Origin of the sequence: Acinetobacter sp. YH12218, assembly GCF_013417925.1 — a bacterium.
In the GTDB taxonomy this organism is placed as follows: Bacteria; Pseudomonadota; Gammaproteobacteria; order Pseudomonadales; family Moraxellaceae; genus Acinetobacter; species Acinetobacter amyesii.
In genome coordinates this window covers 1-22,424 of sequence record NZ_VPDB01000021.1, presented here as the reverse complement: position 1 = coordinate 22,424, position 22,424 = coordinate 1, and the positions used below count along the sequence as shown (strand labels likewise).

At 42.9% G+C, this 22,424-nt stretch carries 18 protein-coding genes; 11 read left to right on the top strand and 7 right to left on the bottom strand.

Features of this window, described 5'->3' with window-relative positions:
- Positions 1–86 precede the first annotated feature (86 nt).
- The 3 genes from pheS to FTV03_RS07930 all read left to right on the top strand — a co-directional run bounded on the left by pheS (position 87) and on the right by FTV03_RS07930 (position 3,872).
- Positions 87–1,067, top strand: a complete 981-nt coding sequence (gene pheS / locus FTV03_RS07940; RefSeq protein WP_078189575.1) for a phenylalanine--tRNA ligase subunit alpha — start codon at positions 87–89, stop codon at positions 1,065–1,067.
- A 130-nt stretch (positions 1,068–1,197) separates the two neighbouring features.
- Positions 1,198–3,579 (top strand): phenylalanine--tRNA ligase subunit beta, encoded by a 2,382-nt coding sequence (gene pheT / locus FTV03_RS07935; RefSeq protein WP_180040897.1) that lies wholly within the window; start codon positions 1,198–1,200, stop codon positions 3,577–3,579.
- Positions 3,576–3,872 carry an integration host factor subunit alpha gene (locus FTV03_RS07930; protein WP_004649746.1) on the top strand — a complete coding sequence of 99 codons (297 nt, stop codon included), beginning with the start codon at positions 3,576–3,578 and terminating at the stop codon, positions 3,870–3,872. Before pheT ends, FTV03_RS07930 begins: the two co-directional genes overlap by 4 nt.
- A 334-nt stretch (positions 3,873–4,206) precedes the next feature.
- Here FTV03_RS07930 and FTV03_RS07925 read toward each other — a convergent pair whose 3' ends face one another.
- From FTV03_RS07925 to trxA, 3 genes are all read right to left on the bottom strand, one after another.
- Positions 4,207–4,446, bottom strand: coding sequence for a hypothetical protein (locus tag FTV03_RS07925; RefSeq protein ID WP_168378482.1), 240 nt, complete (start codon positions 4,444–4,446; stop codon positions 4,207–4,209).
- 412 nt (positions 4,447–4,858) lie between these two features.
- Positions 4,859–6,127: a transcription termination factor Rho gene (gene rho / locus FTV03_RS07920; RefSeq protein WP_067731074.1), complete on the bottom strand. Its 1,269-nt coding sequence runs from the start codon at positions 6,125–6,127 to the stop codon at positions 4,859–4,861.
- A gap of 323 nt (positions 6,128–6,450) precedes the next feature.
- Positions 6,451–6,777: a thioredoxin gene (trxA, locus tag FTV03_RS07915; RefSeq protein ID WP_078192629.1), complete on the bottom strand. Its 327-nt coding sequence runs from the start codon at positions 6,775–6,777 to the stop codon at positions 6,451–6,453.
- 266 nt (positions 6,778–7,043) lie between these two features.
- Here trxA and ppx point away from each other — a divergent pair, with 266 nt between their 5' ends.
- Genes ppx through FTV03_RS07890 form a run of 5 tightly spaced genes read left to right on the top strand, consistent with a single transcriptional unit; the run spans position 7,044 to position 12,153 of the window.
- On the top strand, positions 7,044–8,564 hold the full coding sequence (ppx, locus tag FTV03_RS07910; RefSeq protein ID WP_168378483.1) for an exopolyphosphatase: 1,521 nt from the start codon (positions 7,044–7,046) through the stop codon (positions 8,562–8,564).
- A 33-nt stretch (positions 8,565–8,597) separates the two neighbouring features.
- A complete protein-coding gene (locus FTV03_RS07905) occupies positions 8,598–9,422 on the top strand; it encodes an acetyl-CoA carboxylase carboxyltransferase subunit alpha (protein ID WP_078189570.1) in 825 nt (274 codons plus the stop codon).
- The gene (gene tilS, locus FTV03_RS07900) at positions 9,359–10,735 is read left to right on the top strand and encodes a tRNA lysidine(34) synthetase TilS (RefSeq protein ID WP_180040895.1); all 1,377 of its coding nucleotides are present in this window, start codon (positions 9,359–9,361) and stop codon (positions 10,733–10,735) included. Before FTV03_RS07905 ends, tilS begins: the two co-directional genes overlap by 64 nt.
- A complete protein-coding gene (proC, locus tag FTV03_RS07895) occupies positions 10,732–11,562 on the top strand; it encodes a pyrroline-5-carboxylate reductase (RefSeq protein ID WP_180040893.1) in 831 nt (276 codons plus the stop codon). The genes tilS and proC overlap by 4 nt, the downstream gene beginning before the upstream one ends.
- Before the next feature lie 27 nt (positions 11,563–11,589).
- Positions 11,590–12,153, top strand: coding sequence for a YggT family protein (locus FTV03_RS07890; RefSeq protein ID WP_078189567.1), 564 nt, complete (start codon positions 11,590–11,592; stop codon positions 12,151–12,153).
- 160 nt (positions 12,154–12,313) lie between these two features.
- Here FTV03_RS07890 and polA read toward each other — a convergent pair whose 3' ends face one another.
- Positions 12,314–15,079 carry a DNA polymerase I gene (gene polA, locus FTV03_RS07885; RefSeq protein WP_180040891.1) on the bottom strand — a complete coding sequence of 922 codons (2,766 nt, stop codon included), beginning with the start codon at positions 15,077–15,079 and terminating at the stop codon, positions 12,314–12,316.
- A gap of 163 nt (positions 15,080–15,242) precedes the next feature.
- Between polA and FTV03_RS07880 the strand changes: the two genes are divergently transcribed.
- Entirely contained in the window at positions 15,243–18,029 is a 2,787-nt protein-coding gene (locus tag FTV03_RS07880) for a DUF2339 domain-containing protein (protein WP_180040926.1), read from the top strand.
- A 121-nt stretch (positions 18,030–18,150) separates the two neighbouring features.
- Here the strand turns inward: FTV03_RS07880 and FTV03_RS07875 are convergent, their stop codons facing one another.
- Entirely contained in the window at positions 18,151–19,074 is a 924-nt protein-coding gene (locus FTV03_RS07875) for a mechanosensitive ion channel family protein (protein ID WP_180007243.1), read from the bottom strand.
- Positions 19,075–19,083: 9 nt separating this feature from the next.
- On the bottom strand, positions 19,084–19,905 hold the full coding sequence (locus FTV03_RS07870) for a hypothetical protein (RefSeq protein WP_180005043.1): 822 nt from the start codon (positions 19,903–19,905) through the stop codon (positions 19,084–19,086).
- Between the two features lie 100 nt (positions 19,906–20,005).
- On the opposite strand from FTV03_RS07870, the gene gspE reads away from it, so the two are divergent.
- Entirely contained in the window at positions 20,006–21,493 is a 1,488-nt protein-coding gene (gene gspE, locus FTV03_RS07865) for a type II secretion system ATPase GspE (protein ID WP_180040889.1), read from the top strand.
- A gap of 56 nt (positions 21,494–21,549) precedes the next feature.
- Here the strand turns inward: gspE and FTV03_RS07860 are convergent, their stop codons facing one another.
- The gene (locus FTV03_RS07860; protein ID WP_180040887.1) at positions 21,550–21,900 is read right to left on the bottom strand and encodes a hypothetical protein; all 351 of its coding nucleotides are present in this window, start codon (positions 21,898–21,900) and stop codon (positions 21,550–21,552) included.
- A gap of 149 nt (positions 21,901–22,049) precedes the next feature.
- Here FTV03_RS07860 and FTV03_RS07855 point away from each other — a divergent pair.
- A partial coding sequence (locus FTV03_RS07855) for a transposase family protein (RefSeq protein WP_180040884.1) occupies positions 22,050–22,424 on the top strand: 375 nt, incomplete at its 3' end.

Sequence of the window (22,424 nt, the reverse complement as noted above, 5' to 3'; positions counted from 1 at the left end):
TGTGAATGCGCTTCATCATAACGGCTAAAAACTGTTAGAATAAGGGGTTTATATTATTTTTTTAAATTGTTGCTTTGAGAGTTACTATGTCACTGGAAGCCCTGACCACTGAAGCGCTCGCTGCGATTGCAGCAGCAGAGGACCTTGCTACACTCGACCAAGTGCGAGTGCAATTTACAGGGAAGAAAAGCCAGCTCGCGGAACAATCGAAGTCGCTCGGTAAAATGGACCCAGAAGAACGTAAAGTTTTTGGTGCTCAAATTCATGCCGTTCGTGAATCGATTACTGGCGCACTGACTGCTCGTCAAGCTGAATTACAAAAAGCTGCATTAGAACAAAAGCTTGCTAGCGAAACGATTGATATTACTTTACCCGGCCGTGGTCAAACGGTGGGTAGTATTCACCCTGTGACTCAAGTTCAAGAACGTATTTGCCAATTCTTTACCAAAGCTGGCTTTACTGTTGCGACCGGTCCAGAAGTTGAAGATGATTATCACAACTTTGAAGCATTGAACATTCCGGGGCATCACCCTGCACGTGCGATGCACGACACTTTCTATTTTGATGCGAATCATTTACTTCGTACGCATACCTCAGGCGTGCAAATTCGTACCATGGAAACTAGCCAGCCACCAATCCGTATTGTGTGTCCTGGTCGTGTTTATCGCTGTGACTCGGACCAAACGCATTCTCCAATGTTCCATCAAATCGAAGGTCTGTATGTGGCTGAAAACACCAGCTTTGCAGAACTTAAAGGTTTGTTGGTGAACTTGTTAAATGAATTCTTTGAAAAAGATTTGAAAGTACGTTTCCGTCCATCTTATTTCCCATTTACAGAGCCAAGTGCGGAAGTGGATATCATGGATGAACGTGGTAAATGGTTGGAAGTTTTAGGCTGCGGTATGGTGCATCCAAACGTTTTACAAGCCGCTGGCATTGACCCAGAAAAATACAAAGGCTTTGCCTTTGGTTTAGGTGTAGAACGTTTTGCAATGTTGCGTTATGGCATTAATGACCTGCGTATGTTCTACCAAAATGATGTGCGTTTCTTACGCCAATTTGCTTAAACAGTTTTATACCTCTCCCTAACCTCTCCTAAAAGGAGAGGGGGTGTCCATCATGACTTAGGGTTCGTCCTCTTTCTTTAAAGGGGCGCTAGAGGGGATTAGAAATTTAGAATTAATAGGTTTTTATACAATGAAAATTAGCGAAAATTGGTTGCGTACATGGGTTAACCCAGCCATTGATAGCGATACACTTTCTGACCAACTGACCATGTTAGGTTTAGAAGTTGATGATTTATCTCCTGCTGCAAAACCATTTACTGGTGTAGTAGTCGGTGAAGTTTTAACAGTGGTTCAACATCCCGATGCTGACCGTTTACGTGTCACTACTGTAAACATCGGTTCAGGCGAGCCGTTACAAATCGTTTGTGGTGCTCCAAACGTACGTGTAGGCATGAAAGCTCCTGTAGCAACCATTGGTGCAGTACTTCCGGGCGATTTCAAAATTAAAAAAGGCAAGCTTCGTGGTGTTGAATCACAAGGCATGCTGTGCGGTGCGTCTGAAATTGATCTTGAAGATAAAATCGACGGTCTATTAGAGCTTCCTGCCGATGCACCTGTTGGTGTAAATGTGCGTGAATATTTAGATCTTGATGACAATGTGATTGATATCAGCATCACGCCAAACCGTGGTGACTGCTTCAGTATTCGTGGTATTGCACGTGAAATTGGTGTGATCAATCAACTTCCTGTAACTGCCCCTGAAATTAAAGAAGTTGCTGCAACAATTACTGATGAGAAGAACGTTGTTGTTGAAACTGATGGTTGCCCACGTTACTTAGGCCGTGTAATCAAAAACGTCAATACCAAAGCACCAACTCCTGAGTGGATGGAGCGTGCATTGGCTCGTGCGGGCATCCGTCAGCACAGTATTTTGGTCGATATTACCAACTACGTTTTAATGGAGCTGGGTCAACCTCTACATGCATTCGATGGCGGTAAAGTTGAAGGTTCTGTTCGTGTACGCCAAGCAACAGCAGCAGAAAAATTAACGTTGTTGAATGAACAAGAAGTTGAATTATCTGAAAACGTGATGGTGATTGCGGATGATCAAAAAGCTTTGGCGATTGCAGGAATCATGGGTGGCCTAAGTTCAGCGGTTTCTGATGACACCATTGAAATTTTCCTTGAGTCGGCGTTCTTTGATCAACTCTATATCGCAGGTCGTGCGCGTAGTTTTGGTTTGCATACCGATGCATCTCAGCGTTATGAACGTGGCGTAGACTTTGAATTGCCGATGACGGCAATGCACCGTGCTTCACAGCTTATTGCTGATTTAGCTGGTGGTGAGTTTGGTCCAATTACTGTTGCTGAAAAAGTAGAGTTATTACCAAAACGTGAAGCCATTGAACTGAACCAAGCGCAAGTCGATCAACTGCTCGGTTATAAAGTTGAATCTGCATTTATTACCGATGCTTTAACGCGTTTGGGTTGTAATGTCACTGTGAAAGCAGAAGGTGAGTGGACAGTTGTACCACCATCACACCGTTTTGACATGGCAATTTATCAAGACCTCATCGAAGAAGTTGCACGTATTCACGGTTACGACAATATTCAAATCAGCTTGCCGGTGATTGATGTCAAACTAGCGAAATACCAAGACCAATTTGAATTGGTTCAGTTACGTCAAACTGCAGTGGCTTTGGGTTATCAAGAAGCGATTAGCTTTAGCTTTGCAGATGCGAAACTAGAGAAACAATTGAATCCACAGGTTCAACCACTAGCGCTTGCAAACCCGATTTCTAGCGACCTTGCAGTGATGCGTTCAACCTTATTATCAAGTTTGATCCCATGTGTGCAATACAACGTGAACCGTCAGCAAAACCGTGTGCGTTTCTATGAGCTTGGTCTACGTTTTGATTATCAAGGTGCGAACAGCATTCATGATCTCAAACAGATCCCAACCTTTGCACTAGTTGCAACAGGTTCGCGTACGACTGAATCTTGGCATGGTAAAGCACAGCCTATGGATTTCTTTGACTTTAAAGGCGATGTAGAAGAGATTTTAAATTCTGCACGTTTAAATGTTGAATATGTACGTTCAGAACGTACGTGGTTGCATCCAGGCCAATCTGCTGAAATCTTAGTCAATGGTCAATCAATTGGTTACTTCGGTCGTTTACACCCATCTTTAGAAGATGAGTTGGATTTGGCGACTACTTGGGTAGCTGAATTGGATCAATTGGCTGTTTTGCAAACTTATGTATCTAATTTTACAGAATTATCACGTTTTCCGTCGGTTCGACGTGATATTGCGCTTTTAATTAGTGATAAGATTAATGTTAGTGAAATTCAGCAACTTATCGAAAAAACAGGCGGTGAACTTTTAGACGCAGTTTGGTTGTTCGATGTGTACACTGGTCAAGGTGTCGAAGAAGGCAAGCGCTCATTGGCATTTGCAATTCAATGGCAACATCCAACACGTACATTAGAAGATGCTGAAATCAAAACCGGTATGGATAACATACTTCAGGTGTTGGAAAACACTTACCAGGCGACATTGAGGGCTTCATGACAGCATTAACAAAAGCAGAAATGGCTGATCATTTAAGTGAGCTCACGAGTTTAAACCGTCGTGAAGCAAAACAAATGGTCGAGTTATTCTTCGATGAGATTAGCCAAGCGCTAATCTCTGGGGAACAAGTTAAACTCTCTGGTTTCGGTAACTTCGAGTTGCGTGATAAACGTCAACGCCCAGGCCGTAACCCGAAAACGGGTGAAGAAATTCCGATTTCTGCCCGTCGTGTAGTGACCTTCCGTGCGGGACAAAAATTCCGTCAACGTGTTGGAAATGAGCAGATCGATTGATCTGCTTTTTTTTTGCCTTTGATTTAGTAGGCGCAGTGTTCATCATCTATCGCACAAGTCATGTTGAAGAATATTCGTTTTAAAATGAGACGATATACTTGAGTTGAGTTGAGTTGAGTTGAGTTGAGTTGAGTTGAGTTGAGTTGAGTTGAGTTGAGTTGTCGTAAAGATTGATTGTGGCTTTCTTTGAGCTAAATCTTCAGTTTTTATTTTTCAATAAGCATGGGTTTAGTATTTTGAATATTAGCTATTTTTTATTAACTAGGGTTTAAAGTTTCAGGCAATAAAAAAGAGAGCCAAAGGGCTCTCTTTTTGTGCTGAATAATCGGTTAGATTATTGAGCTTCAGAAGCAGCAGCAGTAGCTTCAGATGCAGCAGCAGTAGCTTCAGAAGCAGCAGCAGTAGCTTCAGAAGCAGCAGCTTCAACAGCAGCAGCGTCAGACGCAGCAACTACTTCAGAAGCAGCAGCTTCAGATGCAGCAGCAGGAGCAGCTTCTTCAGTTTTTTTAGCACAACCAACGAAAGCTAAAGTAGTAGCAACTGCAGCAGCAATAGCGATTTTTTTGAATAACATGGCATCACTCTCTAAAATATGAGATTAAAAAATAACCTGCGTTAGTCTGTTGTGTGCTTTTATTATGCCTAATTTGAATAGGTATTAAAAATGCATAGAGCAGTCTAACTGGTCTGCGTGTATGCTATCACTGAGTATTTTGAAATGCTACTAGCGACTTTGAAAAAACCGTGAAAAATAGGTGAAAAACGACCATTTTTTAACAGAAAATAACAATTAAGAGAAAGTTTTATATTGGCGAAATAGCAAATAAACTACTAAAAAGAATAGGGTTTTTTAAAATATATTTTTTATAATCAGAAGCTTGAAAATAAGTTTACATGGAAATCCATCAAATGTTTCTTTGTGTAACTAAAGTCAACCAAATAAAAAGGCCATCGTTATAGATGGCCTTTTCAGTCAAACATTCAACTTAGTTGGATGCTTTACGTTTCATTTGATCGAAGAAATCATCATTGGTTTTGGTTTCTTTCATACGATCAAGCAAGAATTCCATCGCTGCAAGTTCGTCTTGTGTATGAAGCAATTTACGTAAAATCCAAACTTTACGTAGGTTATCTTCAGACATCAAACGCTCTTCACGACGTGTACCTGATTTTTTGATGTTCATCGCAGGGAACACGCGTTTTTCAGCAATACGACGGTCTAGGGTAATTTCTTGGTTACCTGTACCTTTGAATTCTTCGTAGATCACTTCATCCATCTTACTGCCAGTTTCAATCAACGCAGTTGAGATAATTGTCAGTGAACCACCTTCTTCGATATTACGTGCTGCACCGAAGAAACGTTTTGGACGTTCTAAAGCATGGGCATCCACACCACCAGTAAGAACTTTACCAGATGAAGGGATTACAGTGTTGTAAGCACGTGCTAAACGAGTAATTGAGTCAAGTAAAATCACTACATCTTTTTTGTGTTCTACAAGACGTTTAGCTTTTTCAATCACCATCTCTGCAACTTGTACGTGACGAGCTGGTGATTCATCGAATGTTGAAGCAACTACTTCACCACGAACAGTACGTTCCATTTCTGTTACTTCTTCAGGACGTTCGTCAATCAGAAGGACAATCAAGAAACATTCAGGATTGTTACGAACAATCGACTGTGCGATGTTTTGTAACAACATGGTTTTACCGGCTTTTGGCGGTGCAACGATAATTGAACGTTGACCTTTACCAATCGGAGCAACCAAGTCAACCACACGCGCAGTTAAGTCTTCTGTTGTACCATTACCTAATTCCATTACCAATTGTTCGGTTGGAAATAAAGGTGTTAAGTTTTCGAAAAGAATCTTATTACGTGAGTTTTCGGGTGTGTCGTAGTTAATTTGATTAACTTTTAATAATGCAAAGTAACGTTCGCCTTCTTTAGGTGGACGAATCGTACCTGTAATAGTGTCACCAGTACGAAGGTTGAAGCGACGGATTTGTGATGGGCTCACATAGATATCGTCAGGGCCGGCTAGGTAAGAACCCGCTGCAGAGCGTAAGAAACCAAAGCCGTCCGACAGAATTTCTAGAACGCCATCACCAAAAATCTCTTCGCCGTTCATTGCGTGGCGCTTTAAGATGGCAAAAATAATATCTTGCTTACGGTTACGAGCCATTCCTTCGAGGCCCATAAACTCGGCAATCTTGATGAGTTCGCCAATCGGTTTTTTCTTGAGTTCGGTTAAGTTCATAGGTGGTCAGATAGAATCTAAAATTCTGAGGTACAGGTTGGAAAAGGGAGCAACAAATGTGCCGCGATCATGCAAGAAACGATAGCAATTGGTTTGCACAAAACAATTCAGAGATCTGATTCGTTATATGAAGAGAGATGTGAAAAACAATTCTGTTGCCGAGCGGCATTTTATGTGTTGTGTTGTAAGAAAATGACAGGATTTGAGATCCTTAATTTCTTGAGTAAACAATATAAGAGAGAACACAGCATTTGTCAATTTATCAACCAAAAAAATACGCTGTGTAAAACAGCGTATTTTCGAGTGTTTTTATCGGAAAAATATTAGATGTTTTCTTCGATGAAAGCTGTCAATTTAGATTTTGGTGCTGCGCCGACTTGGGTTGCTACAACTTCGCCATTTTTAAACATTAATAATGCAGGAATGTTACGGATGTTGTAGTTTACAGCTGTTTGTTCGCAAGAAGTTACGTCTACTTTAACGATTTTAACTTTGCCTTCAAACTCAGTTGAAAGTACTTCAAGTACAGGTGCAATGGCTTTACAAGGAGCACACCAACCTGCCCAAAAATCTACAAGTACAGGAGTATCAGACTCTAGTACATCGGCTTGGAAGTTTTCATCAGTTGTATTTACGATATTGCCAGACATGGATTTTGCTCCGGAATTAATTTTTAAGTTGACTCTATGTTTATAAGTATTACATAGCCAACTATAACAATGTAGGGGGTTATGTAAATTTTCGACCTGAATGGTCAGTTTGTCTAATGGATGATCACGATGCCGATGATCGTGTATGACTATCATTGCTTCAGATAAAAAATCGATAAGTTCCGCCCGAACTACTCATAAATGGCTTTTAAATTGCATGTATGTGAATTAATCTAAGCACAATTCTGAACAGGTTTTTTTGAATAATGTCTGATTTTTTGATTGATGAAGAATTACTTGCTGCTATCGATATGGGATCGAACAGCTTCCACTTGGCTATCGCACGTGTAGACCATGGTGAAGTGAAAAAAGTTGCATCAATGTCAGAAAAAGTACAGCTTGCCGCAGGTCTAGACGAAAATAAAAATTTGACCGAAGCCGCACAGCAACGAGGATTAGCCTGCCTAGCACGTTTTGTAGGGCGTTTAAATCCTGTCCAAGCCAACCGTTTACGTATTGTGGCGACCAATGCCTTGCGCCAAGCAAAAAATGGTCATGAATTTATTCAAAAAGCCGCTGAAATTTTACCGAAACCCATTGAAATCATTGCTGGTCGTGAAGAAGCCCGTCTCATTTATTTGGGAGTTTCACATACCATGGCAAATAGTGGTCGCCGCCTTGTGATTGATATCGGTGGGGGTTCAACAGAGTTGATTATTGGTGAAGAGTTTGAACCTATTCATACAGAATCTGTGCAAATGGGCTGTGTCGCTTTTACCAAAGCGTTTTTTGCTGATGGTGAAATTAACCTGAAAAGTTTTGATAAAGCGGTAAATGCTGCTCGCAAGGAAATCGCAGGCATTGCCAACACTTATAAAGCTGCGGGCTGGGATACTGTTGTCGGTTCAAGTGGCACGATCAAAGCGTGTCGTCAGATTTGTGTCAATATGGGCTGGAGCAACGATCAGGAAGAACTGACACGTGACGGTTTATTTAAACTCAAAGATAAATTGCTTAAATATAAGCATGTCAATGAAATGGAATTTGATGGTCTAAAAGAAGACCGTCGAGCAGTTTTGCCAGCCGGCATTGCCATTTTGTATGCAGTCTTTGATGTGCTGAATATCGATAAATTGGTTTATTCTGATGGCGCGTTACGTGAAGGCGTGATGTACGACCTATTGGGACGTTTCCAACATGAAGATGTTCGTGACCGTTCTGTACATGCGTTGATGGGGCGCTACAACGCAGATATGAAACAAGCTGAACGTGTGGTAAATACCGCTCAACAACTGTTTAATGGTGTGGCGACCGCACTGAATTTGACCAGTGATGACAGTGATTTACTGCGTCGTGCCGCGTATTTGCATGAAATTGGCTTAGCGATCAGTCATAGTGGATACCATCGTCATGGTGCTTATTTACTGCAACATTCGGATATTCCGGGTTTCTCGCAAATTGATCAAAATCATTTGTCGCATTTAGTGGCGCATCATCGTCGTAAGTTACGCAGTGATGCACGTGTCGATGTGATGAAAGTCGGTGGTAACAAACTTGTTTACTTATGTCTATTGCTTCGTTTAGCAGTTTTATTAAATCATAGTCGCAGCGATGAGATGCTTCCTGCCATTGAATTAAGCGTGGACAATGCGCAACAATGGCAACTTAGTGTTTCTGGTGATGCCAAACAGTGGCCTTTGTTGGTTGCAGACTTGCATGATGAGCAGGTGCAATTTAAGCATTGGGATATTGAACTGAATATCCAGTCGGAACAATTTATCAATTAACAGACCAGTTAAGTTAGGGATAATGATCGACCTATGAAAAATAAAGCAGCTCAATCTAAAGCCTGGACTACGGTTCAGATCGCACGTCATCCTGAACGTCCGCAGTTTTTGGATTATGTTGGCGAAATTTTTACAGAGTTCGATGCTTTGCATGGTGACCGCCTATTTGGTGATGACGGCGCGATGATTGGTGGTTTGGCTCGTTTAGATGGTCAGCCTGTGATGATTGTAGGTCAGCACCGTGGTCGTAGTACACGTGAAAAATTACAACATAATTTTGGTATGAGTAACCCCGAAGGTTACCGTAAAGCACAGCGTTTATTGGATATGGCCGAGCGTTTTAATCTGCCAGTCTTTACCTTTATTGATACCATGGGTGCGTACCCAGGTGTGGGTGCAGAAGAACGTGGTCAGGCCGAAGCGATTGCAACCAGCTTAGCTCAGCTTTCTTCACTCAAAGTGCCTGTAGTGGCAACGGTATTGGGTGAAGGTGGTTCGGGTGGTGCGCTCGGTATTGGCGTGGCTGACCGTGTGATTATGCTATCTCACAGTATTTATTCAGTGATTTCACCTGAAGGCTGTGCATCTATTTTGTGGAAAACTGCAGAGAAAGCAGAACAAGCAAGTGAAGCATTGGCATTGACGGCAGATAAATTGCAGAAGATGGGCATTGTGGAATACGTGGTGGACGAAGCGGAAGGCGCACATTTAAACCCTGAAAAAGTCATGCAGGATTTGAAAGTGGTCTTGAAGCAAGCTTTAGAAGAACTGCAACCAATGGATGCAAACGAACGATGCGAAGCGCGTTATCAGCGTTTAATGAAGTTTGGCAGCGACAATTTAGGGCTGACTGCTTAAGTCAAATTCAGGCGCTGCCTGAACAAAGCCGATTTTTAATAGGATGTAGTGGTGGCATGGATTCCATGTTGCTGCTGCATCTTATGTCGTTTTTGTGCCCTGAAAAAATACGGGTGATTTATATTGATCACCAACTACAAGCGTGTAGCCATGCTTGGGGCGAGTTTGTACGTGCTCAGTGTGCAGCGCTGAATCTTCCTTTCATCATACAGAAAGTCCAGGTTGCGCAAGGTAATCTTGAAAACCAAGCCCGCTCAGCCCGCTATCAAGCCTTTGCCCAACATTTACAAGCAGATGAAATATTGGTACTCGCGCATCATCAGCAAGATCAAGCCGAGACACTGATGTTGCGACTACTTTCAGGTGCGGGTGTCCATGGCCTTGCTGCGATGAAAAAATTCGATGTACGTGAAGATTTTACATTATGGCGTCCGCTATTAAATCTTTCACGTGAGCAAATTTGCCAATGGGCAGCAAAGCTGCATGTGCAAAATATTCAAGACCTCACCAATTTTGATACCGACTATGACCGTGCGTGGAGTCGTGAAATTTTGTGGCCACTACTCAGTGAGCGTTTTCCTAAAATGCAGCAAGCCTTGAGTAGAACCAGTTGCTTGATGCAAGATGCTGATGAAATTTTACTTGAGGTGTTGCAACAAGATTTAGCGGCCTGTGGTTCATCGCAAGCGTTATCTTTGGCGGCTTTACAACAGCTCAGTCAGGCACGTCAGCGTCAGTTGTTATCGCACTGGATGAAAGGTGAGGGGCAATATCGTCCAAGTTTTGAAATGGTACAGCGTTTATTTTCAGAAGTGATTGGCTCACGCGAAGACTCGCAAGCGGCATTACACTGGAATGGGTTTTATTATTTGCGCTTTCAACAGCAACTTCATCGGATTGCCAAAGCGGAATATCTGCCAACTGAACCCATTCAAGAGGTTGAGGTTGTAACTTGTGTTGCAGGTCAGTCCCTCAAGTTGCCTGCAGGACATTTTGTGATTCAACCCTCAGAGGTTGGCTTATCACCAGAATTATTGGGGCAGCAACTGCAGATTCGCCCACGCCTTGGCGGTGAAAAAATTCATTTATATGGACGAGTCGGAAGTTGGCCGTTGAAAAAAGCCATTCAGCAGGCGCAAATTTTTCCATGGCAGCGTCATACTATTCAAATATTAAGCCGAGATAATGTTATGCTAGGCGTCTTTACGCCTCAGGGCTTTTGGTTGGCGCAGTCTGAATTTTGTACTCAAGCTGGCTGGCAACCAACATTATCTCTTAACGCTAAATCTGCAATATCGGATCTTCAATCATGAGCGCAATTCTAAATTGTAATATCAGTTTCATTGGTGGCGGCAACATGGCACAGGCTTTAATTGGTGGCCTGATTGCACGTGGTGTCCCGACTACACGTATTACAGTTTCAGATCCCGTAGAAAAAGTACGTGAGCTTTTGGCAGAAAAAGATTTGCATGTGACGGATGATAATGTTGCAGCAATTCGAGATGCTGACATTGTTCTTTTTGCAGTTAAACCTCAGGTGTTGGCAAAAGTTTTGGCACCATTACAAGGTTTGCTAGAAGGGAAGTTGGTGATTTCAATTGTTGCAGGTGCAGAAATTACAACGATTTCAAAATTATTAGGCACAGAGCGTATTGTTCGTGTCATGCCAAATACACCGGCTTTAGTTCAAACCGGTGCGCATGGTTTGTATGCAGGTGAAGCGGTTTCAGCTGAAGATCGTGATCTTGCAAGTCAAGTTTTGGCTTCAACGGGTTTAACACTTTGGGTAAACTCAGAAGCGCAGATTGACGCAGTAACAGCTGTTTCTGGCTCAGGCCCTGCATACTTTTTCTATATGATGGAAAGTATGATCCGTGCAGGTAAAAACATGGGCTTGGATGAAAAAGTGGCTACAGCATTAACCTTGCAAACTGCATTAGGTGCCGCACAAATGGCGATTACCAGTGCCAACAGTCCTGCGGAGTTACGTAAAAATGTCACTTCTCCAAACGGTACAACACAAGCCGCGATTGAAGTATTTGATCGTGCTCAGATTTCACAAAATATTCAGGCTGCTTTAGCCGCAGCGCAAAAGCGTAGCCAAGAGTTGGCACAAGAGTTAAGCGAAAGCACCAAATAATTCGATTTGATTTAGGAAAGTTCAAGTATGGGCTCTGCTCAAATTTTTGGAATCATTATTAACGTTGCAATTTTGCTCGTATTTTTCCGTTTTTTAATGCAGCTTGCTGCCGTGAGTCCATATAACCCTGTGGTTTTGGCAACAGCAAAAGCAACAAAAATTGTCGACATCTTTAGCCGAATTTTCCCAACTTTGGCCAAAGGTCGAGTGAATACCGCAGCATTGGTGTTGGTGGTGATTCTGTATTTGTTAAAAATGTTTGGTTTGATGTATTTGTCAGGCGTGGCGGTGAATAGTCCATTCCATCTGATCATTATGACCTTTGTGACCATGATTCAGGATTTAATCCGTTTCTGTCGTTACTTAATTTTTGCATCGATTATTTTGAGTTGGGTCGTGATGTTTAGTCAGTCACGTTCGCCTTATATTGAAGTGGTTCAAGAATTGGCAGAACCGCTACTTGCGCCATTCCGTCGTATTCTTCCAAATATGGGGATGATTGACTTGTCGCCAATTTTTGCGATTTTGGCATTGTTGGTTGCGGAAACCATTATGAAGCAAGTCGCAATTGCATTATTGACTGGTCTTTAATCTGAGCTAAGACGAGTTGAATAAAAAAGGACGCCGAGGCGTCCTTTTTTGTGGATTTAAATTGAGGTCTAAAACAAGAAATTTCTTATTTAGTAGCAATATCTCACCTCCATCCAACCTTCCTCCTAGAGGGAGAAAGGCGTGAATGAACGTGAATGAATTAGTGTGCTTCGTCCCAGTTATTACCTTGACCGACTTCCACAATCAGTGGAACGGAAATTTTCAACACAGACTGCATGACTTCAGCCAGTTGGGCAGAGAGTTCATCGGCAATTGCAGCATCAACTTCAAACACCAATTCATCGTGTACTTGCAGTAACATTTTGGCTTGATCTTTCGGTAAGATTTTATCGACGGCGATCATGGCCAATTTAATAATATCCGCTGCAGAACCTTGTAGTGGTGCATTGATCGCTGCACGTTCAGCGCCTTGTTTCACCATTTTGTTGCTCGCCATAATGTCCGGTGTATACAGACGACGACCTAAAATGGTTTCCACAAAACCTTGTTCACGTGCGACTTGGCGAGTACGTTCCATATATTCCAAAACACCAGGGTAGCGTTGGAAGTATTTACCAATATAGTTACGCGACTCTTCTCGAGTGAAACCCAGTTGACGGGTCAAACCGAATTCTGACATACCATAGAGCAGACCGAAGTTCACCGCTTTGGCTTGACGACGTTGGTTGCTGGTCACTTCATCGAGTGGAATGCCCAAAACTTCTGCCGCAGTACGTTTATGTACGTCTTGCCCATGATTGAAGGCATCGACCAAGGCATGATCTTGCGAGAAATGCGCCATTAAACGTAATTCGATTTGCGAGTAATCGGCTGCCAATAAAATGCGACCTTCAGGTGCAATAAAGGCTTTACGGATTTGACGTCCAATATCTTCACGGACAGGAATGTTTTGTAAGTTTGGATCGGTAGATGACAAACGACCTGTAGCCGTTAAAGCTTGGTGGTAACTGGTATGCACACGATGTGTGTCATTATTCACTTGCTTTAACAGACCATCGGTATAGGTGCTTTTCAGTTTAGAGAGACCACGATATTCCAAAATTAAATCAGTAATCGGATGATCGATTTTTTCTAACACACTTTCACTGGTACTGTACTGACCTGTAGAAGTTTTCTTACCGCCTTTTAAACCTAATTTATCAAACAGAATCTCGCCGACTTGTTTTGGTGAGCTGACATTGAAGCTTTGACCCGCAAGATCGGTAATTTCTGTTTCTAAATTTTGAATGGTATTGGCAAATTCCACACCGAGTTGGTCGAGGAAGTCCATATCTAGCTCAATGCCGTTTTCTTCCATAGAGGTTAGAACACGGGCAACAGGCATTTCAATATTGTGCAAAATATTGATCAGTTCCGGATGGGCTTGTAACTTTTTATCGAGTACTTCATACAGACGATAGGTCACATGGGCATCTTCTGCGGCATAATGGGCTGCCGTTTCAAGCTCAATTTGGTTAAAGGTCTTTTGTTTTGCACCTTTGCCCGCCACTTGTTCGAACGTCGTAGTGAGATGACTTAAATACAAACGTGCGACGTCATCCATCCCATGACGTGTAGCCACAGAGTTAAGGACATAAGAGGCCAACATGGTATCGAAATACCAACCTGCCAAATGAATGCCATGATTTTCTAAGACATGTGCATCATATTTGAGATGATGACCAATTTTTTGTACGTCATAATCTTCAAGTAAAGGTTTGAGTTGATTCAGGATCGTGTCGCGATCAAGTTGTTTCGGCGCACCTTCATAATCATGCGCAAGCGGCACGTAATAGGCATCATGTGCATCTAAAGCCACCGAGAAACCTACAATCTGCGCCACGCGGTAGTCGAGGCTGGTGGTTTCAGTATCAAAGGCAAAACGCTTTTCAGTACTTAGACGTTTAAATAACACATCCCAATCTTCTTGAGTCAATACCGTGTGATAACGTGCTTCACCAAGTAAGTCATCAACACTGGTTTTGTTCGCTTGATCTTCAACTTCAGGTGCATTGGCTACAGTCGCCGTGGTGTTGATGGCTTTGGCTGCTTGTTTGTAGGTTGCGCCATTGGGGTTGTTCGGATGATCTAAAGACTGCAGTTGGTTACGGAATTCTAGTTCCGTATATAAATCACGCAGTGCTGGAATATTTGGGTCGGCAAGTTTCAAATCTTCGTATTTAAGGCCCATGTCGAGGTCACAAACGATGCTCGCCAGTTGATGGTCAAGAGCAATTCCTTCAACATTGTCTTTAATGTTTTGACCGACTTTACCTTTAATGCTGTCGACATTTTCTAAAATGCCGCCAATCGAGCCGTACTCGGTTAAAAGTTTCGCTGCTGTTTTTGCGCCAACACCGGGTACACCACGGATGCCGTCAGAGGCATCGCCCATCAGCGTGAGGTAGTCAATGATTTGATTCGGCCACACCCCAAATTTTTCAAAAACGCCTTGAACGTCCATCGGTTTGTCTTTGAAGCTGTCTTCTAAAGTGACACGCTCAGTAACGAGCTGCGCCATGTCTTTGTCACCGGTGGAGATCAAAACTTGATGGCCGGCTGCTTCAGCGCGTTTGGCCAAAGTTCCGATAATGTCATCGGCTTCAGCGCCCGGCAACATATGCAGCGGAATTCCAAGAGCACGAATTAATGCATGAAGATATGGAATTTGTTGTGATAATTCTTCAGGCATACTTGGACGGTCACCCTTATAAATCGGGGATAATTCATGACGGAAGGTTGGTTCAGGTGTGTCGAAAATAACGGCCATATGCGTCGGTTGAATACGACGCATTAATTTTTGGATGGCAGAAATGGCACCTCGGATTGCATTGGTATGCAAACCGGTTGAAGTGGTTAATGGTGGCAGTGCATGGTAGGCACGAAATAAAAAGTATGAGCCATCGACCAAGACAAATGGTGGCATTGATAATTTCCTAATCCTAAAAACGGTTTTATTGTACGTGATTTTTTGCCCGTACGCTGAGTCTAGATTGTATATGTAACTTACCGAATCACTGATGAATAGTTTTAATCCATCCGTCGGGCTCATGTATCATCAAAACATTCAGGAAAATGACGAAGCAGGTATGCTGAAACAGAATAATGAAATCAAGATGATTTGGTTGATGTCGCTGATTATGGTGGGGATCGGGGCATGGTACTTAGACCTCCGTATCCTGAGTTATATCAGCGGCATTGGTTTTATGCTCAGTGTGATGAATTATGTCGATGATTTACAGCACGGCGCTGATGCACTGAGCTCATCAAAACAATCATTTCAAGTGGCATCAAAGGTTCCGTTATATATTGCATCGTTATTAACGGTCGTTGGAGTGTTAACAGAACTGGGATACTTGGTTGCGATTGGGATTAGCCTGTGGGTCTATTTTTTTCTGCGTTGGCTGAAACGATTAGAACGTCAACTGCATCTATTGCAAGGACAGGTGCTTCATTCGCAATCCAGCCAAACGGCTACTTCAATATCAGCGTCGACAATAGACCGTCCTGAAAATTTTGATTCTAACGATACACCATCTGTACATCCCGCGACGGCAGTTGGTAAAGCTAGACATCAGGCATCATTCAATTCAATGCCTTCTAATACACCATCCAAGTCTGCGCCAAATCTATCTAGTCAAATTCAGCAATGGCTTTTCCAAGGCAATCCCGTGTTAAAAGTGGCGGTATTGGTCTTGGTGATCGGCGTGGTGCTCTTACTTAGATTTGCCACAGAGCATTGGCAACTAAGCTTGGCCATGAAACTGCTGATCGTGAGTTTGAGCAGTGCAGGTGTTGTCGGACTGGGTTTTTGGCTGCAAACCAAAAATCGCAGTTTTGCCTTGGCTCTAGAAGGTCTAGGTCTTGCAGCGCTGTTTTTGACTTTATTTTTTGCCTATTACAATGCCGTCATTCCGGGCTTTGGCATAGCTTGTCTATTATATGCTGCACTTATGGCATTGACGATTTGGCTCAGTCTGAAACAACAGTCGGTAGAACTGGCAATTATGGCAATGCTGATCGCCTATCTTGCGCCATTTACCTTGCCTGTTCGTGATGCAACTGCAACGGAATTTATTGCCTATTATCTTGTAATTAATCTGGCTGTTGCAGTCATGAGTACTTTAAGACCGTGGAAATATCTAAATCAAATAGCATTTTTGATGACGGTAATCATGGGTGGTGGATATGCTTTTTACCACGGATACACCACCGAACGTCAGATGATGAGCGTGCTGGTTTTAGCCCACGCTGCGATTTTTATCTGGCTAGGTTTTCGTTTTAGCCAGTTATTGGCGAAACAGGATCTTGCGCATTTTCAGCTTAAACCTGCCTTGGATATTGCACTGATTTTTGCTGCACCAGTGCTTGCTTATCTGGCATTGTATTTGATGTATTTTGAGGAAACGGTATGGCAGGCGGGGTATAGCTTGCTATTTGCGGCGCTATTTGCCGCGCTGTATAGCATCAGTAAACGTAGTGCTGTGATCCCACTGATTGCACAAAGTTATTTGAGTTTGACCTTAATTTTCTTGGCATTGATTCCACCAATAGTATTGAAAGAGCAGTGGAGTGTGGTCGGTTGGGCAGTTGAAGGTGCATTGATATTTATATATGCTTTATACAAGCAGTCCAATATCAGCCGTTATTTAGGCATGGCGCTCTTGGTGATGGCGGGTTGTTCAAGTCTGTATTATTTGGTTCAACTGCCACATTTCCCTGCACAGATGTATTGGGGCGTGTGTTTGAGCTATTTGGCGGCCATTATCGTGACGCACGCTGTTCCTGCATTTCATAAACAGCTTTCAAGTTCGAGTATTGCCTTTCAATGTGTGCAAATGCTCTCAGCAACTACTATGTTCATCATGTTGCTCTTAGATCGGCTGCAGAGTAGTCATCAATTGGCTTTGAGTCTATTGATTGTCAGTGTGGCCTATCTGTTGGTGAATGAAGGCTTGTTAAAACGAAAAGCTTCGTGGAGTTGGTCCATCATTAAGTGGACGGGTCTAGTGCCTGTTTATGTGATGGGGCTGTACCAAGTTATTTCAGTGAGTGAGAACGGTCAGTTACTTTGGCATTCAGCGATGGAGCAGATTTATTTTGCATTCGCTGGGCTGAGCTTGACGCTGCTTTGGCTACGACCATTACTCGGTGTGCGTGAAGAAAAAGAATGGGTCAGTCTCGGAATTTTGAGTAGCTTGGCGTGGACCAGTCTGACGCTGATACCCAGTATGCCGTATATCAGTGTGGTAATTTTGCCGCTGATATTTTGTGCATGGTGTTATTGGCAAGCGCAGCAACCGGTCTGGAAAATGTTTTGGCAAGCGCGTAGCAGTTTGTTTTTGGCTTTGAGTTGGATCATTAGTTCGCAATTATTTAGTCAGCAGGCCTTTGTGGGATATATCTTGCCCATATTAAATCCTTTTGATGCTGTGAGTTTGCTGTTGTTAGCGGCTTTTTTATGGATGTTGAATCAACAGTTAAAAGCTGGTTTAGATCGTAGCTTGGCTGCCGTGTTGAGTGTCCTTGGGCTACTTTGGTTAAGTAGCTATGTCGTGCTTCGTGCCTTACATAGGTATCTGGATACGCCTTATAACAGTTTAGACATTTGGAGCGATGAGACCATTCAACTAAGTTTTACCGTGCTGTGGGTGTTATTGGCTTTGGTGAGTATGCGCTTTGCCACTCAGCGCCAATTACGTTCAGTTTGGCTACTTGGTGGCAGTATTTTGGTCTTGGTTACTTTGAAATTGGTCTTGCTGGATTTATCTCATGTCGGCACTCTCATGCGAGTGATTTCATTTATGGCGGCAGGTTTTGCCATGCTTTTGATTGCCTATATTGCACCCATGCCGAATGACAAGGTTGAACCATGATGAAATTCTTAAAGGTACGAGATCACTAAGCTGTACAGGTCGATGGCTATAAAAGTACATGATAAAAAAACCCTGCACATTTGAAGATATGCAGAGCCTTTCATATCAAGTCGATAGACCATTATTTGAGTTGAGGCTCTCGTTGAATCTCTTGCGCATTGGCATATTGATCGACGTTAGCATCGCTTGCTTGTGTAGAAAGCGGGTGGTCAACAAAACCCATTTTCGGGACTGGGATTTCAATTTTATTTTCGACAAAGGCATTACGAATCCGTTCCTGCATTTCATCACGGACTTTCAGGAAATTCTCTCTTTGACACCAAATAGCAAAAAGCAGCTCAATGGAAGATTCACGAAAGGCAGTGACGGTCACGGCAGGTTTAGGATCGGCCAAGACCAATGGATATTTACTAACGGCATCTAATAGAACTTCACGGACTTTGATGATGTCTTCATGAAAGTTAATTGCAAGGGTAATTGGAATACGCCGTATTGGAAACTTAGACAGGTTATGTACAGGTGCCCGAATCAGTTGTTCATTCGGCAAACGGACATAGACATTGTCTTGCGTGAGTAATTTGACCGACAGTAAATCAATCGAGATCACTTCACCTTCAATGGTATGCCCGCGAATCAGTGTCAATTGAATGGTATCACCAACCTCAAAAGACCCTTCACCGATCAAGAACATCCCGCTGATCAGGTTAGATGCGGACGTTTGCGAGGCAAAACCCAGTGCGACCGTTAAAATACCTGCTGCACCCAAGAAGACGCTGAGTTTAAAGCCGGCTTCTTTTAAACTTGCCATCACAAAGATTAAAAAGATGAAATAGAAAATCCCGCGACGCCAAACCAACTGCTGATGGGCATTGAAACGCATACCTACAGTGCGGATAAAGGTGTTTGAGATAAAACGTGCAATCAGAAAGCCGATGACTGCCAGTAAAACAGCCACCAATAATTCTGTCAGCCGATCGGTATTGAGATTGGCGACCATTCCTTTTAGGCTGCTGGTAATTTCTGTCGAAATATTTAAATCTGCCATGGCTCACCGTTAGAAAAATGAATCAAACATATTGAATAGTACATTGGCTGACTCGCGTGGCGGATGCAGATAAGTCACGTCACCGGCTTGTGGCGGTGTACGGTTTTCAATTTTGACCCGCGGCGGTTTGTCATGACCCTCATGCACGACCCGAATTTGTGAAGTCCATAAACGTCCTGTACTTTCACTATAAAATAATGGCAAAGCCGGTACAGGGACATTCATACGGTCAAAGCGAATCTGTTGATTACTCACGTTATGAAACTCAATAGGGGTTACAGCACGAAAAGCACGAGGTTTGAGTTGTTTAAGTTCTGTACGACCATCAACTGCTGTGGCATAGCAAATTTCACCCATTCGATGATTCGGACCAAACCAGGTATCTTTTGGTAGAATAACAGGTATATCAAACAAGGGTTCTCTAAGACCTTCGACAAAGCCAGCAATCCACAGCGGTGTGCTTATATACAGTGTTCCGCGCTGTCCCGCAGGAATATAAATCGGATCGACCGGTTTAATCACCACAGAACGATCGGCCAAACGTGGCATGATTTGAATTTTGTCATGCGTTTGGCGGAACATATAACGTTCCATTTTAATGGGTTGTGGAAAACCAAATTCAGGGTCTTGTATCGGATGCCATTGTTGCTCATAGTCAAACTGAAAGGTCGGGCGATGATATTCCATACGCCACTCTTGCATGCCGCGCGTCACACGAAACAATAAAGACCCAAACTGCCAACTGCGCGGGTGATTCAGTTCAAATTGATATTCCCCCCACCATTTACGTTTTGGGGATTCCTTTTCAGTTAAATCATTTTCTAATGGCAATGCGTATATCCCTTGTCCTGATAAATCCTAAAAACAGACTTCACGCTGTCAGATGCTTAGAGTACACTCAAAACAACTTTTTTCATCATTATAATGCGTGATGCAAGTACTTAAACAATTACAAATACCATATAGTTTTGCCAAACGTCATGGCGTATTGCTTCGATATGAGGGTGATCAAGCTTTTATTGTACGTCGTGACAGCACGCCACTGTTGGCTTTACAGGAAGCACGTCGCTATTTAGGGCATCCTGCACAATATCAATTATGTAGCGAGCAAGAATTTAATCAATTACTCAGTGCAAGCTTTGCCGGAGACACCGGTGAGTCTCAACAAGTGGCAGCGGGTCTGGAAGATCATCCTGATTTACTTAGCCTTGCGGACTCTGTACCAGAAGCTGAAGATTTGATGGATCAGGAGGATGATGCGCCGATTGTACGGTTAATCAATGCCTTATTGTCTGAAGCGATCCGTGTCGGGGCTTCAGATATTCATATCGAATCTTTTGAAAAAAAGCTGTCTGTCCGCTTACGTGTCGATGGTCAGTTACGTGAAATTGTGCAGCCACGTCGTGAACTAGCACCACTGTTGGTGTCACGTATCAAAGTCATGGCCAAACTCGATATTGCAGAAAAGCGAATTCCACAAGATGGTCGTATTTCACTACGTTTGGCGGGCCGAGAAGTTGATGTTCGTGTATCAACCTTACCATCTTCCTATGGTGAACGTGTGGTGATGCGTTTACTCGATAAACAAGCTGGGCGTTTAAACATGACCCATTTGGGCTTGATGCAGCATGACTATGATCGATTGAAACAACTGGTACATCGTCCGCATGGCATTATTTTAGTTACGGGACCAACGGGTTCGGGTAAAACCACAACCTTATATGCGGCATTGTCTGATCTAAATGATGGTTCAAAAAATATTTTGACTGCGGAAGATCCAATTGAGTATCAACTTGAAGGGATCGGGCAGACGCAGGTCAATACCAAAGTGGATATGACCTTTGCTCGTGCATTAAAAGCTATGCTTCGCCAAGACCCAGATGTGGTGATGGTCGGTGAGATTCGTGATTTAGAAACTGCTGAAATTGCAGTACAGGCATCATTAACAGGCCATTTAGTACTTTCAACGCTGCATACCAATACAGCAATCGGTGCAGTGACCCGTCTTAAAGACATGGGGATTGAACCTTTTCTACTTTCAAGCTCACTGATCGGTGTGGTGGCACAGCGTTTGGTTCGAACCTTGTGCCGTCACTGTGCGACTTGGCATGATGCCGATGATTTTGAAAAAGACTTATTTAAGCATCTCGATACATCGACCGAATTAAAATTGCCACAACCTAAAGGCTGTGAACAATGCTCGCATACTGGATTTACAGGGCGTACCGCAATTTATGAAATCGTTCCAATTGATGAGCAAACACGTCGTCTGATTCATGGAAATGCTGCTGAGTTTGAGTTAGAAAATCATGTACGTGCAAATGCGGGTTCAATTCGTGATGATGGATTGCGTAAAGTTTTGGCAGGTAAAACCACGATAGAAGAGGTTTTACGTGTAACCAATGAAGCGTCTGAATAGTCGGTGTGAATTATAAAAAAAGCCCCGAAGCCTGTGCAAGGACTCGGGGCTTTGCTTTAGTTAATCTTTTCAAAATGAATAACAGCATCGTATGCTTTATCTGTCAGAGTGAGGTGAGTTGCATCACTGAGTTTCATTTCAATGCTATTGCTCTCTTTATATTTCAAAACATCATTATTCACTTCGGCCATACTGGATGAAGCACTAGAAGTGCGCTCAGTATTATTTTTATCGAGCCAAAATTCGTCTTTAATTTGGTAGTCATCGCCTTGTTTGCTAATGGAAAGTTTGCGTAGGCTCTCCGTGTCAGGTGTTTGTTTCCATTCCCCTGAAAAATCAGGCGCAGGTGTTTGGCTACATGCGGCTAAGGCCAAGCTTAGAAAAAGCATCGAAAAGTATGTTTTCATTGTAAAGTCCTGAAAATGATTTTAATTTTTTATGGATGTATAGTTAATTATAGTTTGAATATTAGATCTCTTTCATAAATCAAAAAACGATCTTCTTTTTGGTTAATATTTGCACTCCGGATTTCTTAGCATTCGTGCATAATCTGCGGATGAAATACATCGATTCAAACAAGCTTTCTGATCCTCAGTTCAAGCGATACACAGGCATCTCATGGTCAACTTTCTATTTGATGGTTGAGCAATTGAAGAAACATGTCCCTGCCAAAGGCAGACCGCCCAAGTTAAGCCTGGAAGACCAGGTTCTGCTCTGTCTAAGCTATTGGCGGGAATACCGAACCTTATTTCACGTTGCGACGAGCTACGGGGTTTCAGAGCCCACAGCCTCAAGAATTGTCCGTCATGTTGAAGACTGCCTGATTCGGTCCAATCTCTTTAATTTACCCAAAGATTTACCCGAGGGCGAAGGCATCGATTGGAATGTTGTGATCGTGGATGCCACAGAAATTCCAATCCAAAGGCCTAAA

What these genes read in the sequence shown, in the direction of transcription:
- pheS (WP_078189575.1), top strand. Translation starts at nt 87, where the DNA reads ATGTCACTGGAAGCCCTGACCACTGAAGCGCTCGCTGCGATTGCAGCA.
- pheT (WP_180040897.1), top strand. Translation starts at nt 1,198, where the DNA reads ATGAAAATTAGCGAAAATTGGTTGCGTACATGGGTTAACCCAGCCATT.
- FTV03_RS07930 (WP_004649746.1), top strand. Translation starts at nt 3,576, where the DNA reads ATGACAGCATTAACAAAAGCAGAAATGGCTGATCATTTAAGTGAGCTC.
- FTV03_RS07925 (WP_168378482.1), bottom strand. Translation starts at nt 4,446, where the DNA reads ATGTTATTCAAAAAAATCGCTATTGCTGCTGCAGTTGCTACTACTTTA.
- rho (WP_067731074.1), bottom strand. Translation starts at nt 6,127, where the DNA reads ATGAACTTAACCGAACTCAAGAAAAAACCGATTGGCGAACTCATCAAG.
- trxA (WP_078192629.1), bottom strand. Translation starts at nt 6,777, where the DNA reads ATGTCTGGCAATATCGTAAATACAACTGATGAAAACTTCCAAGCCGAT.
- ppx (WP_168378483.1), top strand. Translation starts at nt 7,044, where the DNA reads ATGTCTGATTTTTTGATTGATGAAGAATTACTTGCTGCTATCGATATG.
- FTV03_RS07905 (WP_078189570.1), top strand. Translation starts at nt 8,598, where the DNA reads ATGAAAAATAAAGCAGCTCAATCTAAAGCCTGGACTACGGTTCAGATC.
- tilS (WP_180040895.1), top strand. Translation starts at nt 9,359, where the DNA reads ATGCGAAGCGCGTTATCAGCGTTTAATGAAGTTTGGCAGCGACAATTT.
- proC (WP_180040893.1), top strand. Translation starts at nt 10,732, where the DNA reads ATGAGCGCAATTCTAAATTGTAATATCAGTTTCATTGGTGGCGGCAAC.
- FTV03_RS07890 (WP_078189567.1), top strand. Translation starts at nt 11,590, where the DNA reads ATGGGCTCTGCTCAAATTTTTGGAATCATTATTAACGTTGCAATTTTG.
- polA (WP_180040891.1), bottom strand. Translation starts at nt 15,079, where the DNA reads ATGCCACCATTTGTCTTGGTCGATGGCTCATACTTTTTATTTCGTGCC.
- FTV03_RS07880 (WP_180040926.1), top strand. Translation starts at nt 15,243, where the DNA reads ATGCTGAAACAGAATAATGAAATCAAGATGATTTGGTTGATGTCGCTG.
- FTV03_RS07875 (WP_180007243.1), bottom strand. Translation starts at nt 19,074, where the DNA reads ATGGCAGATTTAAATATTTCGACAGAAATTACCAGCAGCCTAAAAGGA.
- gspE (WP_180040889.1), top strand. Translation starts at nt 20,006, where the DNA reads ATGCAAGTACTTAAACAATTACAAATACCATATAGTTTTGCCAAACGT.
- FTV03_RS07860 (WP_180040887.1), bottom strand. Translation starts at nt 21,900, where the DNA reads ATGAAAACATACTTTTCGATGCTTTTTCTAAGCTTGGCCTTAGCCGCA.